Below are 12,329 nucleotides of genomic sequence, written 5' to 3' on the forward strand. Positions count from 1 at the left end.
TGGATAAGCGCGCATCCCGGCCGGTTTTCCGCGCCGGGTGTCGTTATTATTGACCCCAGGGCCTTGTCCCACGGGTCGTCACACAGCCCGAAAAGGGCGCGCTGTTCGAGGTGGCGAAAGCCAAAAACGCCCGGTAGGGGACCATAGAACGCGATTAGACAAAGGAAAGACGCATGTTTGCGGTCCTCAAGACTGGCGGCAAGCAGTACAAAGTTCAAGCGGGCGATATCCTCCGCGTTGAAAAATTGGCTGCCGACGCAGGTGAAACAGTTCAATTCAACGATGTTCTGATGCTGGGCGGCGACGCTCCGGTTGTTGGTGCACCGTTCGTCGCAGGCGCAGGCGTTCAGGCCGAAGTGATCGAACAGATCAAAGGTGACAAGGTCATCAACTTCGTAAAACGCCGTCGTAAGCACAGCTCGAAGCGTACCGTTGGCCACCGTCAGAAGCTGACTCTGGTCAAGATCACCGACATTTTGGCGTCAGGCGCCGACAAGTCGGGCATCAAAGCTGCAACCGGTTCGGCGCCGGCTGGCGAAGCTGCCCCCGTGGCAAAAAAGCCTGCCAAGAAAGCTGAAGCCAAAGCAGAGGCACCTGCCGCTGCCGCTGACGATCTGACCCAGTTGACCGGTGTCGGCCCCGCCGCTGCCAAGAAGCTGAATGAGGCCGGTATCGAGAGCTTTGCCGCTCTGGCCGCCTTGTCGGACGATCAGATTGCTGCTATCGAAACGGTCAAAGTGAAACCCGAATGGGTTGAGCAGGCCAAAGATCTGGCTAAAGGCTAAGGAGAGACAGAATGGCACATAAAAAAGCTGGCGGTTCCTCCCGTAACGGTCGCGACTCAGCTGGTCGCCGCCTTGGCGTGAAACTGTATGGTGGCCAGGCCGCCATTTCAGGCAACATCATCGTGCGTCAGCGCGGCACCAAGTTCTGGCCGGGCGAAGGCGTAGGCATGGGCAAAGATCACACCATCTTTGCAACAGTGGATGGCGCCGTGAAGTTCCACAAGGGACTGAAAAACCGCACCTTTATTTCGGTCCTGCCAGTGGCGGAGGCCGCAGAGTAAGCCGAAACCCAGAAGGTTTAAGAAAATTTCATGGGGGACCGGCAGAAAGTGCCGGTCCCCTTTCTCGTTTTCAGGAGCGGTCCCATGACCGAAGTGATAAAAACAGAGCGTCTTGTCTTACGTCGGTTTCGGCGTGAGGACTCGTCGCGTCTTGTCACTCTTCTGAACGATCTGGACGTGGTGCGCTGGTTGACAGTGGTGCCGCATCCCTATGAGGCCACGCATTCGACCGAATTTGTCGACGCGATGGCTGCCGAAGATGATGCCTTTGCCATCACTCGGGAAGAGAACGTCATTGGCTGCATCTCGACCGGATCTCAGTTGGGGTATTGGGTTGCCAAAGCGTCCTGGGGGCAGGGCTATGTGACCGAAGCCTCCCGTGCGATGATTTCGAGGTTCTTTCGATCTGATCGGCAGGAACTCACCTCGGGTTATCACGTCGGCAACGAACGGTCCAAGGCGGTTCTGTCCAAACTTGGGTTCAAACCAGATGGGCAGCATCGTGCGACGGCGCGGTCGACCAACGAAGATGTGATAATTCAGGACGTTCTGCTGCGTCGAGCGGACTGGGAGGCGATGCAATGACCGTTGCAACCGCCAGTTTCCTGATCTTCGCAGCCTCTCAGGTCGGAACGCCCGGACCCGCCAACATGGTCCTGCTAGGCACAGGTGCACGCTATGGGTTTCGGGCGGCTCTGCCGTTTGTGGCCGGTGTGATCCTAGGCAAACAGCTGATCATCTGGCCGGTGGGTTTTGGTCTGCTGCAGCTCGCGGATCAGGCACCGATTGTCTTTTCGGTCCTGAAATACGCCTCAGCGGCGTATATCTGCTGGTTGGCGTGGAAGATCGCGAACCTGCGTCTTTCGCGCAGTGAAGCCACTGGAGACGTGCCCGGTTTTTGGGCGGGTTTGATCGTTCATCCCCTTAACCCAAAGGCATGGGCCATGATCATAGCCGGTTTTACCGGGTTCGTTGCGGTTGGCACGCCCAGCTTTAACGCGACGTTCACGATCGCTCTCTGTTTATTGCTTTGCCAGGCGGTTTTACACCCGATCTGGACATTTGCCGGAGATAGAATTGCCCACGTGGTTGAAGGTCGGCCCGTGGAAAAATATCTGATGTGGACGTTAGCAAGTCTCACTGTTGCGTCCGTATTTTTTGTGTTGTTCGGAGGAGGAACGCACTCATGAAACTCGAGACAATAATAAACCAGCCGGTACTCGAAACCGAGCGGTTCGATCTGCGCCCATTGCGCCGGTCGGATATGGGTCTCATCGAGCATTATGCAGGCGATGAGCGCGTGGCACGTATGACCACGTCGATCCCGCATCCGCTGCCACCGGGGTCGGTCGAGGCGTTTGTGACGCGTTCGATGGCTGAAGACCGGGATGAGGACGTCTGGGCGATGGACGCCACCAAAGATGGTGGGCCGGAACTGATTGGTCTGATTTCGCTTACACGGCTGGATCGCAATCAGTCCGAAGTTGGCTATTGGGTGGCGCCTGTTTACTGGAATACAGGCGTAGCCTCACTGGCCGTCGAGATGTTGGTGAAAGCTAACCCGCTTGAAAACTCGAATTTGTTTGCCAGCGTGTTTCAGGACAATCCTGCCTCGGCCCGGGTTCTGACCCATTGTGGGTTCCAGTATCTGGGTGATGCCGAAAGTTACTCGGTGGCGCGCGATGCGAATGTGCCCACCTGGACATATAGTAAAAAACTCTGACTTGTGGCCGATGGGGCCCTTGCAGTAGGGGACAGTTATGAAATTTCTCGATCTTGCAAAGGTCTACATCCGGTCCGGGGCCGGCGGTGGCGGGTGCGTCAGCTTTCGGCGTGAAAAATACATTGAATACGGCGGTCCCGATGGCGGTGACGGCGGTAAGGGCGGGTCTGTCTGGGCCGAGGTTGTGGATGGGCTGAACACCCTGATCGACTTCCGCTATCAGCAGCATTTCTTTGCCAAAAACGGCCAGCCCGGTCGTGGTCAGCAGCGTACAGGCAAGGATGGTGACGAAATCATCCTGCGTGTGCCTGTCGGAACTGAGATTCTGGACGAGGACGAAGAGACCGTCATCTGCGACCTGACAGAGGTCGGGCAGCGTGTTCTGCTGGCCAAGGGCGGCAATGGCGGCTTTGGTAACCTGCATTTCAAATCTGCAACCAATCAGGCTCCGCGCCGGGCCAACCCGGGGCAGGCTGGGATCGACCGCACGATCTGGCTGCGGCTGAAGCTGATCGCGGATGTGGGCCTGTTGGGCATGCCCAATGCAGGTAAATCGACCTTTCTGGCGGCCACATCGAACGCGCGCCCCAAGATTGCTGACTATCCGTTCACGACCCTGCATCCTAATCTTGGTGTTGTCGGTGTCGACAATGTGGAATTTGTCGTCGCGGATATTCCCGGCCTGATCGAAGGTGCCCATGAGGGGCGCGGGATCGGTGACCGGTTCCTTGGCCACGTGGAACGTTGCGCTGTTCTGCTGCATCTGGTCGACGGCACCTCGGAGACTGTCGCCGAGGATTACCGCACCATCATTCATGAACTCGAAGCTTACGGCGGTGAACTGGCTGAAAAGCCCAGGATCACAGTTCTGAACAAGGTCGATGCGCTGGACGAAGAGGAACAGGCGCTGCAAAGGGCTGAGCTGGAAGAGGCTGTTGGAGGCCCTGTGATGACCATGTCGGGCGTCGCTCATCTGGGCGTGACCGAAGTGTTGCGCGCTTTGCGTGCGCAGATCGACGAAAACCGCCTGCGGCAAAAACCCGTTGAGGAGACCAAGTCTTGGCAACCCTGACCGCAGCACGCCGATTGGTGGTCAAAATCGGCTCTGCCTTGCTGGTGGACCGTGATACCGGGTTGCTGAGGTCGGATTGGTTGCTCTCGCTGGCCCAAGACGTAGCCTGGCTCAAAGGGCAGGGAACTGACGTCATTTTGGTCTCATCCGGCTCGATTGCGTTGGGGCGCGGTGTTTTGGGCCTGCCCGTGGCGGATTTGCCGTTGGAACAATCTCAGGCCGCCGCTGCTGTTGGCCAAATTCGGCTGGCGCGGGCTTATGAAGAGGCTTTGACGCCGCACAAAATCACAACGGCGCAGGTTTTGGTGACGCTGGAAGACAGCGAGGACCGGCGGCGGTATCTGAATTCGCGCGCGACGCTGGAAACTTTGCTGAGTCTGGGCGTGGTTCCGATCGTTAATGAAAACGATACCGTTGCTACGGATGAGATCCGCTACGGCGACAATGACCGGTTGGCGGCGCAGATCGCCGTGACGGTTGGGGCCGATCAATTGATCCTGTTGTCGGATGTCGACGGTTTCTACACCGGGAACCCGAGTGAAGACGGAAACGCCAAGCGTTTCGATGTTATTGAGACCATCACGCCCGAGATCGAGGAAATGGCAGGCGATGCCGGTTCCGGTCTATCCAAAGGCGGAATGAAGACCAAGCTACTGGCCGCTAAGATGGCAACTGCTGCCGGTTGTGATATGGCGATCACCGAAGGTTCGACTTTGAACCCGCTGAAATCGCTTGAAGATGGCGCCAATTGCACTTGGTTTACAGCGACGTTGGATCCGCATGCCGCGCGCAAGCGCTGGATTTCGGCCATGAAACCGCGCGGTGAAATCGTAGTGGACGCAGGCGCGGCCAAAGCGTTAGGTAACGGCAAAAGCCTGCTGCCTGCTGGTATCGTTGAAGTAACGGGCGATTTCGGCCGCGGTGATCCGGTTGCGATCATGGACCACCAGTCGAGGCGTTTGGCGCAGGGCCTCAGCCGGTATACCGCGCAAGAGGCGGATGCGATCAAGGGTCGGAAGTCCTCGGAGATCGAAGCCACACTGGGCTATCCAGGCCGGGCCGTCCTGATCCATCGAGATGATTTGGCGCTGTAGAGGCGCGATGATAGAACCAAATGACCGACCGAAAGGCACCTGAGATGAAGGATTTCGACAACATTCCCGCCCTTATGGCCGATCTTGGTAAACGCGCCAAAGCAGCCTCGGCCGATCTGGCCTATGCAAGCGCCGAGCGTAAACATGCCGCCCTGATTGCCGCGGCTGACGCTGTTTGGGCCAACCGCGCGGATATCATTGAGGCCAACAAGAAAGACCTAGAGTTTGGGCGTGAAAAGGGCTTGAGCCCGGCGATGATGGACCGGCTGATGCTGGACGAAGCGCGGATTCAGGGCATGGTTGACGGGCTGCGCACGGTCGCGGATCAGGCAGACCCCGTGGGCGAGGTTCTGACCGAATGGGACATGGCCTCGGGTCTTAACATCCAGCGTGTTCGCACGCCTCTGGGCGTTATCGGAGTGATTTACGAAAGCCGTCCGAATGTGACGGCGGATGCAGGCGCACTGTGCCTGAAGTCGGGCAATGCAGTGATCCTGCGCGGCGGCTCGGAAAGTTTCCATTCCTCGACCGCCATTCACGCTTGTCTGGTCCAAGGGCTAAAGGCTGCAAACCTGCCAGAAGACGCCATTCAACTCGTGCCCACGCGGGACCGGGCCGCAGTGAAAGAGTTGCTGACCATGACCGATTGTGTGGACGTCATCGTTCCGCGCGGCGGAAAAGGTCTGGTGGGGTTGGTTCAGCGCGAAGCACGCGTGCCCGTCTTTGCGCACTTGGAAGGTATCGTGCACATCTATATCGACAAGGCTGCAGACCCCCAGAAAACGCTGGACGTGGTGCTGAACGCTAAAACCCGGCGCACTGGGATTTGTGGTGCTGCCGAGTGCTTGCTGATCCATCAGGATGTGGCTGAAACACTCGGCCAGGATATCATTTCTGCTTTGCTTGCGGCGGGCGTCGAAATCCATGCCGAAGGCGCGTTGGCCCTGGACGGCACCATTGCGGCCGCGGGCGACGACTGGGGCAAGGAATTCCTCGACAGCATCATCGCGGCCAAGCCGGTGGCTGATATCGATGCAGCGATCGCGCATATCCGTCAGTACGGTTCGAACCACACCGATTGCATCATGACCGAGGATGCCGATGCCGCTGCCCGGTTCTTTGAACGGCTCGACAGTGCGATTCTGATGCACAATGCTTCAACCCAGTTTGCCGATGGTGGCGAGTTCGGAATGGGGGCCGAGATCGGAATCGCAACCGGCAAAATGCATGCGCGCGGCCCGGTCGGGGCCGCTCAGCTGACGAGCTTCAAATATCTTGTCCGCGGAAACGGGACCGTCCGGTCTTAAAACCGGATAGCGACGCGGGTTGAGGTGGTTTCCGCCACAACCCGCCGACCCATCGAGGCAGTGGTCTGGGGCAGCAGTGCAAACTGCACCTGTGCTGGCGTCACCTTATTCGCAAATTGGCCTTTGGGTAGGTTCTTCCAAAGATCAGCCTCTATATTCAGCTTGTCCGCCACACCGGTCACCGTCCAACTGCCGCCGTTATTTGCCACGGTGACATCGCCCCCCATCGGCATGGCGCTTTCGCAACACATCAGGGCCAGAAAGGCGAGCTTGACCTGATTGCGGGGCATGGCATCGGTCACGTGCCAGTTGACACGCACACGACCAACGCTTTCGACGTCTTTCAACAGCTCTGTGACCTCAGCCCGACCCAACGGTTGATCGCTGGCCGACCCAAAAGCGACGCGGAAGAACCTGATCTTTGCTCCGGCGCTTCCGACGCTGCCCGAGATCAGCTCCATCTCGGGGCCCTGCATGGTTCCGACCATCTCAAGCAGTTCCAGCCCGTTGTTTATTGCGCCAATGGGGCTGATCAGATCGTGACAAATTCGCGACCCAATCAGTTCGGCCAGATTGACGTTGGTGTCGCCCATGCGTACCTCTCCTGTTGTATCTGCCGCCGGACCGGAGCCCGATCATGACAGACCTCAATGCCATACTTGCACCGGGCATGTATGTCCGCCACCCCGATTTCCCCGATTGGGGCGTCGGACAAGTGCAGTCCAACATTGGCGGCAAAGTCACCGTGAATTTCCGCGATCAGGGAAAAGTGGTGATTGACGGAACCCGCATCGCCCTGACGCCCGTCTTTGATCCGTGAAACTGGTTTAAGAATGGTTAACGATGGGCCACCGCCGCGCCGGTTGCCATTTGACCGAAAACTGCGGTATCAGCGCGCAAACAAAAGCGGAATAACTGATGCCGGATGCAGGCCCTTCTTTCACCGTCAAACTTGCCGAATCCGAGGCCGAACTGCGCGCAGCCCAAAGGCTGCGATATGACGTATTCGTCCGCGAATTGGGCGGCGGCGGCAAGATGGTGGACCACGAGGCAGGGTTAGAGCAGGATCAGTTCGATCCTTTTTTTGATCACATGCTGGCCTATGATGACGCCACTGGCGAAGTTGTGGGCGTTTACAGGCTGTTACCGGGTGAACGAGCCGTCGAATTGGGACAGTTCTATTCCGAGGATGAATACGATCTGACGGTACTGAAACAGAGCGGCCGCAAACTGTTAGAGCTTGGACGTTCCTGCCTTCACCCGGACTATCGGGGCGGAACGGCGATGTACCACTTATGGAACGGTCTGGCGGGCTATGTGGCCGAGCGCGATATTGAGGTGCTGTTCGGGGTCGCCAGCTTCCACGGCATCAATGTACAGGAGCTGGCCCAGCCTTTGTCGATGTTGCACCACAATCATCTGGCCCCGCCGGGCCTGCGGGTCAGGGCGCAACCCGATGTGTTTCAAAGCATGGACCTTGTCGCGCCGGATGCGCTGGATCGCCGTGGGGCGATGGTACAGGTTCCCGCGCTGATCAAGGCGTACCTGCGGCTGGGTGGCTTTGTGGGCGAGGGGGCGTTTATCGATCACGCGTTCAACACAACAGATGTTTGCCTGATTCTCGACACGGCGCGCATGAACGAGCGCCAGCGGCGTATCTACGGCGGAGCCTGATCCAGTGAACGATCCGCTTTGGGACAGTGACGACGCACCAGACCCGATTGAATTGGGCGTATTTGGCTGGGCATTGGTGATCTTGCGCGGCCTTCCCTTGGCACTGCTGGTTTTTGGCGGGCTGCTCGTTTTGTTGACCGTTCGCCTGATCGAGCGCCCGCTGTTTGAGTTACGGCGTCCGATCACCCCGTTCATCGCGCAGTTTGTCTGTCGCAATGCGCTCCGGCTTCTTGGCATCGGCTTTCGCACCTCCGGCGAATTGATGCGCGAACGCGGCGCTGTGGTCGCGAACCACACATCATGGCTCGACATCTTTGCGCTGAACGCCCGTAAGCGGGTGTACTTCGTGTCCAAGGCCGAGGTGGCCAAATGGCCGGGTATCGGCTGGCTGGCCCGCGCCACGGGCACGGTGTTTATCGAACGTGACCGGAAGAAAGCCCGCGAACAGACACTGATCTTTGAAGAGCGCTTGAAAGTCGGACATAAGTTGTTGTTTTTTCCCGAGGGTACCTCGACCGATGGTCTTCGTGTTTTACCTTTTAAAACAACCCTTTTCGCCGCGTTCTTCTCAGATGAATTGCGGGACTTCATGCATGTTCAGCCTGTATCCGTAGTCTTTCACGCACCCAAAGGGCAGCCTGACAGGTTCTATGGCTGGTGGGGCGATATGGATTTTGCCCCGCATCTTCTCAAGACCTTGGGCGCGCGTCGGCAGGGGACGGTAGAATTGATTTACCACGTTCCAGCCAAAGTCAGCGATTTTGCCGACCGCAAGGCGTTGGCGGCACATTGCGAAGAGGCAGTGCGCCACGCGCATGCAATTGCGCGGCTTGAAAAATAAGGCCATTTGGCACTTGCACAGGGCGAAATCCTACCGTATACGCGCGCCATTAAAACCCGCAGGCGGGGTTTGGGCTATTTGAGGGAGACATCCTTATCTGGCCCGCCGGTTGGAGCATCCGCTTCTTTCACCCCCGCCCAGGCGTAAACCGGAAAAGGAAAATAGCATGGCTCTTCCCGAGTTCACCATGCGTCAGCTGCTGGAAGCTGGCGTTCACTTTGGTCACCAGACACAGCGTTGGAATCCCCGCATGGGCCCGTTTATCTACGGCTCGCGCAATGGCATCCACATCATGGACCTGACCCAGACCGTTCCAATGTTGGACCAGGCTCTGCAGGCCGTTCGTGACACCGTTGCAAAAGGTGGCCGCGTTCTGTTCGTTGGTACCAAGCGTCAGGCAGCTCAGCCGATCGCAGAAGCCGCTGAAAAGTCGGCTCAGTACTACATGAACCACCGCTGGCTAGGCGGCACGCTGACCAACTGGAAAACCGTTTCTCAGTCGATCAATCGTCTGAACCAGATTGACGAAGCCATGGAATCGGGCGCCGAAGGCCTGACCAAGAAAGAGCGTCTGGGCATGGAACGTGACCAAGGCAAACTGCAGGCATCGCTGGGCGGTATCCGCGAAATGGGCGGCGTTCCCGATCTGCTGTTCGTCATCGACGTCAAAAAAGAAGCCCTGGCCATCGCCGAAGCCAACAAGCTGGGTATCCCGGTTGTGGCAATTGTCGATACCAACTGCTCGCCCGATGGCGTGGATTACATCATCCCCGGCAACGACGACGCAGCGCGCGCGATCTCTCTATATTGCGATCTGGTTGCTCGTGCCGCTCTGGACGGTATGACCGCTCAGATGGGTGCTGCAGGCGTTGACCTGGGCGCATTCGAAAAAGCACCGGTTGAAGAAGTCGTTGCGGAAGAAGCACCCGTTGCGGAAGAAGCCACGCCGGAAGCCAAAGCCGAAGCGTAAGCTGCCCGTCACGTAAATGACATATGGGGCAGGGTAGACCTGCCCCAATTCCGTTTGAATTGAGGAGAGCCAAAAGATGGCAATCACAGCAGCAATGGTTAAAGAACTGCGCGACTCGACCGGCGCAGGCATGATGGACGCAAAAAAAGCGCTGACCGAAACCGACGGCAACATGGACGAAGCCGTTGATTGGCTGCGCACCAAAGGTTTGGCCAAAGCGGCCAAGAAATCCGGCCGTACCGCAGCAGAAGGTCTGGTTGCAGTTCACGTCAACGGTGGCAACGGTGTTGCTGTCGAAGTGAATTCGGAAACCGACTTCGTCGCAAAGAACGCCGAATTCCAGGAAATGGTTGGCAAAATTGCTTACGCAGCAGAAGGCGTCGACAATGTCGAAGCTCTGTTGGCCGCTGATCTGGGCGGCAAGAACGTTGCTGACACCCTGACCGACAAGATCGCCACCATTGGTGAGAACATGTCGGTTCGCCGCATGGCGAAACTGTCGGGCGACACTGTTGTGTCCTACGTCCACAACGCGGCCACCAATGGTATGGGCAAAATCGGTGTTCTGGTTGCTCTGTCCGGTGGTGACGAAGTGATCGGCAAGCAGATTGCGATGCACATCGCAGCTGTGAACCCGGCGGCTCTGTCCGAAGCGGACATGGACCCGGCTGTTGTCGAAAAAGAAAAGCAGGTTCAGATGGACATCGCCCGCGAATCTGGCAAGCCGGAGCAGGTGATCGAAAAGATGATCGTTGGCCGTATGAAGAAATTCGTCGCGGAATCAACTTTGCTGAACCAGTCGTTCGTTGTGAACCCTGACCTGACCGTCGAAGCCGCTGCCAAAGAAGCAGGCGCAACCATCACTGGTTTCGTCCGTCTGGAAGTTGGCGAAGGCATCGTGGTCGAAAAAGAAGACTTCGCAGCCGAAGTTGCCAAAGCCGTACAGGGCTAAATCGGGCAGAGGCCCTGAAAGGGGCCTCAACCTAAACAGAATTAAACCGGCTACTTTCCCAGTAGTCGGTTTTTTTGCGCCTTTCGGCGTAGGAACAGATCATACACTACTATCGGAAGGATTGAGGGGCCCCGCAGATGGGGATGGTCGAGGCCCCCCAAAATTCCGACTAAGAGACGCGGACAAATAGACGCCTTTATGTCAGAGCGACCGGAGAGCTTTGGTATTGCAAAGATCCGATCAAAACGTTCCCAGGCTAAAGCCACCACTCACGGAACAATATCACTTTGCAACTGGGGCTCAGATTTGGGAAGTCATGTTTTCCTTACCCTACGTAAATTGACGCAATTTAGCGTCAAAAAGAACACATCATGCTTCCATGATGAACATCTGATTTTGAAGGGATGCTTTGAGCACGGCTTGCGCTGTTGTTTCGACTGACAGAGACTCACGGGCAAGCCTCAGGTGCTTCTCAACGGTCGCCGATGTCAGCCCCATCAAAAGCGCTATGTCCTGCGTCGTCTTCCCATCGCCAACCCATTCAAGCGCCTCGCGCTGACGCTTCGTCAGAGCGCGATTGGGGGTGTTGTAGGGCAGGGTGAGAATCTTCAGATGCGCGACATTGTTCATCAACAAGATGTCATCGCCATGTTCCGCCCAGATTGCGTCGACCTCATCCTGACCAACGGCCCCACCAGCCGAAAGAGAGATCGCCCCCTTGGACCGCATCGACACCGAGGTGAAACTGACAGTGTATCCCGCCACAACGCCTTTTGACCGGTTGAACTCGTAAACCTGGCGTTCCTGGGCGGTCATCGTGCCGTCGGAATTCATATCCTGAATCATTCTCCAACTGGCCGCGCCTTCATTGTGCAGCGCCCATTTCAGCATTGGCGCATGAAAGTACAGCCCGTCGCGCACGAAACCATCAATGTACTCTTTGCCGTGGTTTGTAAGGATGGTGAAGTCTTCAGGGTCACCCAAAGACGTCTCAGTCCTGTAACGTGTATAGCCGTACAGCAGACGGTCGAACCCAAAATTTGCCATCTGGCGGCAATGAGCGTCCCAAAGCTCCTCCAGAGTTTTGACGTAGCTGAGGAAATTCAGATACTCACCCAGCTTCATACGGACCCCTCATTTTGCAAATGCGCCGACAGCGCATCCAACGCCATCACATAGCTCTGAAGCCCAAAGCCGCAGATCTGTCCCAGTGCAACCGGCGCCACATAGGATTTGTGCCGGAAGGGTTCGCGAGCGTGTATGTTCGACAGGTGAACCTCAACAACTGGCAGCTCGACCGAAGATATCGCGTCCATCAAGGCAACCGAGGTGTGGGTATACGCCCCGGCGTTCAGAATGATCCCATCCTGTGTGCCCTTGGCCGCGTGGATCGCGTCGATCAGCACACCTTCGTGATTGGATTGCAGGTGTGATATGTCCAACCCAACCGACGCGCCGTGGCTTACACAGGTTTCTTCGACCATTTTCAGTGTTGTACGGCCATAAACCTCGGGTTGTCGTGTGCCCAGCAAGTTCAGGTTCGGACCGTTCAAAATCAGAACTTTATGCATTCATTCTCCGTCCCATTACTGGTTGATAAACGTGATTTGGCATGGATGTCCACTAACCT

General features: G+C 57.2%; 16 protein-coding genes. 13 read left to right on the forward strand and 3 right to left on the reverse strand.

The features are described from left to right. The first annotated feature begins 173 nt into the window (after window positions 1-173). The 8 genes from QMP16_RS03270 to QMP16_RS03305 all read left to right on the forward strand — a co-directional run bounded on the left by QMP16_RS03270 (window position 174) and on the right by QMP16_RS03305 (window position 6,262). On the forward strand, window positions 174-785 hold the full coding sequence (locus QMP16_RS03270) for a 50S ribosomal protein L21 (RefSeq protein ID WP_282151202.1): 612 nt from the start codon (window positions 174-176) through the stop codon (window positions 783-785). Between the two features lie 11 nt (window positions 786-796). Further along, window positions 797-1,066 (forward strand): 50S ribosomal protein L27, encoded by a 270-nt coding sequence (gene rpmA, locus QMP16_RS03275; protein ID WP_058271644.1) that lies wholly within the window; start codon window positions 797-799, stop codon window positions 1,064-1,066. 84 nt (window positions 1,067-1,150) lie between these two features. After that, window positions 1,151-1,651: a GNAT family N-acetyltransferase gene (locus QMP16_RS03280; RefSeq protein ID WP_282151203.1), complete on the forward strand. Its 501-nt coding sequence runs from the start codon at window positions 1,151-1,153 to the stop codon at window positions 1,649-1,651. Then, window positions 1,648-2,256, forward strand: coding sequence for a LysE family translocator (locus QMP16_RS03285; RefSeq protein WP_282151204.1), 609 nt, complete (start codon window positions 1,648-1,650; stop codon window positions 2,254-2,256). The genes QMP16_RS03280 and QMP16_RS03285 overlap by 4 nt, the downstream gene beginning before the upstream one ends. Then, window positions 2,253-2,789, forward strand: coding sequence for a GNAT family N-acetyltransferase (locus QMP16_RS03290; protein ID WP_058277925.1), 537 nt, complete (start codon window positions 2,253-2,255; stop codon window positions 2,787-2,789). Before QMP16_RS03285 ends, QMP16_RS03290 begins: the two co-directional genes overlap by 4 nt. A gap of 37 nt (window positions 2,790-2,826) precedes the next feature. Next, window positions 2,827-3,861: a GTPase ObgE gene (gene obgE, locus QMP16_RS03295; protein ID WP_108858609.1), complete on the forward strand. Its 1,035-nt coding sequence runs from the start codon at window positions 2,827-2,829 to the stop codon at window positions 3,859-3,861. Then, window positions 3,849-4,955 (forward strand): glutamate 5-kinase, encoded by a 1,107-nt coding sequence (gene proB / locus QMP16_RS03300; protein ID WP_282151205.1) that lies wholly within the window; start codon window positions 3,849-3,851, stop codon window positions 4,953-4,955. Before obgE ends, proB begins: the two co-directional genes overlap by 13 nt. Window positions 4,956-4,999: 44 nt before the next feature. After that, window positions 5,000-6,262 carry a glutamate-5-semialdehyde dehydrogenase gene (locus QMP16_RS03305; RefSeq protein WP_282151576.1) on the forward strand — a complete coding sequence of 421 codons (1,263 nt, stop codon included), beginning with the start codon at window positions 5,000-5,002 and terminating at the stop codon, window positions 6,260-6,262. Here QMP16_RS03305 and QMP16_RS03310 read toward each other — a convergent pair. Further along, complete coding sequence (locus tag QMP16_RS03310; RefSeq protein ID WP_282151206.1) at window positions 6,259-6,855, reverse strand: histidine phosphotransferase family protein; 597 nt, start codon at window positions 6,853-6,855, stop codon at window positions 6,259-6,261. The genes QMP16_RS03305 and QMP16_RS03310 overlap by 4 nt on opposite strands. 44 nt (window positions 6,856-6,899) lie before the next feature. Here QMP16_RS03310 and QMP16_RS03315 point away from each other — a divergent pair, with 44 nt between their 5' ends. From QMP16_RS03315 to tsf, 5 genes are all read left to right on the forward strand, one after another. Then, window positions 6,900-7,082 carry a DUF3553 domain-containing protein gene (locus QMP16_RS03315; protein WP_282118443.1) on the forward strand — a complete coding sequence of 61 codons (183 nt, stop codon included), beginning with the start codon at window positions 6,900-6,902 and terminating at the stop codon, window positions 7,080-7,082. Between the two features lie 98 nt (window positions 7,083-7,180). Beyond that, window positions 7,181-7,936 (forward strand): GNAT family N-acetyltransferase, encoded by a 756-nt coding sequence (locus QMP16_RS03320; RefSeq protein WP_282151207.1) that lies wholly within the window; start codon window positions 7,181-7,183, stop codon window positions 7,934-7,936. A 4-nt stretch (window positions 7,937-7,940) separates the two neighbouring features. After that, window positions 7,941-8,777 carry a lysophospholipid acyltransferase family protein gene (locus QMP16_RS03325; RefSeq protein ID WP_282151208.1) on the forward strand — a complete coding sequence of 279 codons (837 nt, stop codon included), beginning with the start codon at window positions 7,941-7,943 and terminating at the stop codon, window positions 8,775-8,777. Between the two features lie 166 nt (window positions 8,778-8,943). Further along, the gene (gene rpsB, locus QMP16_RS03330) at window positions 8,944-9,747 is read left to right on the forward strand and encodes a 30S ribosomal protein S2 (protein ID WP_282151209.1); all 804 of its coding nucleotides are present in this window, start codon (window positions 8,944-8,946) and stop codon (window positions 9,745-9,747) included. Window positions 9,748-9,823: 76 nt separating this feature from the next. Next, on the forward strand, window positions 9,824-10,699 hold the full coding sequence (gene tsf, locus QMP16_RS03335; protein ID WP_282151210.1) for a translation elongation factor Ts: 876 nt from the start codon (window positions 9,824-9,826) through the stop codon (window positions 10,697-10,699). 369 nt (window positions 10,700-11,068) lie between these two features. Here the strand turns inward: tsf and QMP16_RS03340 are convergent, their stop codons facing one another. Both QMP16_RS03340 and aroQ read right to left on the reverse strand, forming a co-directional pair. Then, the gene (locus QMP16_RS03340) at window positions 11,069-11,824 is read right to left on the reverse strand and encodes a LuxR family transcriptional regulator (RefSeq protein ID WP_282151211.1); all 756 of its coding nucleotides are present in this window, start codon (window positions 11,822-11,824) and stop codon (window positions 11,069-11,071) included. Further along, a complete protein-coding gene (gene aroQ / locus QMP16_RS03345) occupies window positions 11,821-12,270 on the reverse strand; it encodes a type II 3-dehydroquinate dehydratase (RefSeq protein ID WP_282151212.1) in 450 nt (149 codons plus the stop codon). Before aroQ ends, QMP16_RS03340 begins: the two co-directional genes overlap by 4 nt. Window positions 12,271-12,329 lie beyond the last annotated feature (59 nt).

It is taken from the genome of Ruegeria atlantica (assembly GCF_947495585.1).
Lineage (GTDB): Bacteria > Pseudomonadota > Alphaproteobacteria > Rhodobacterales > Rhodobacteraceae > Ruegeria > Ruegeria atlantica_G.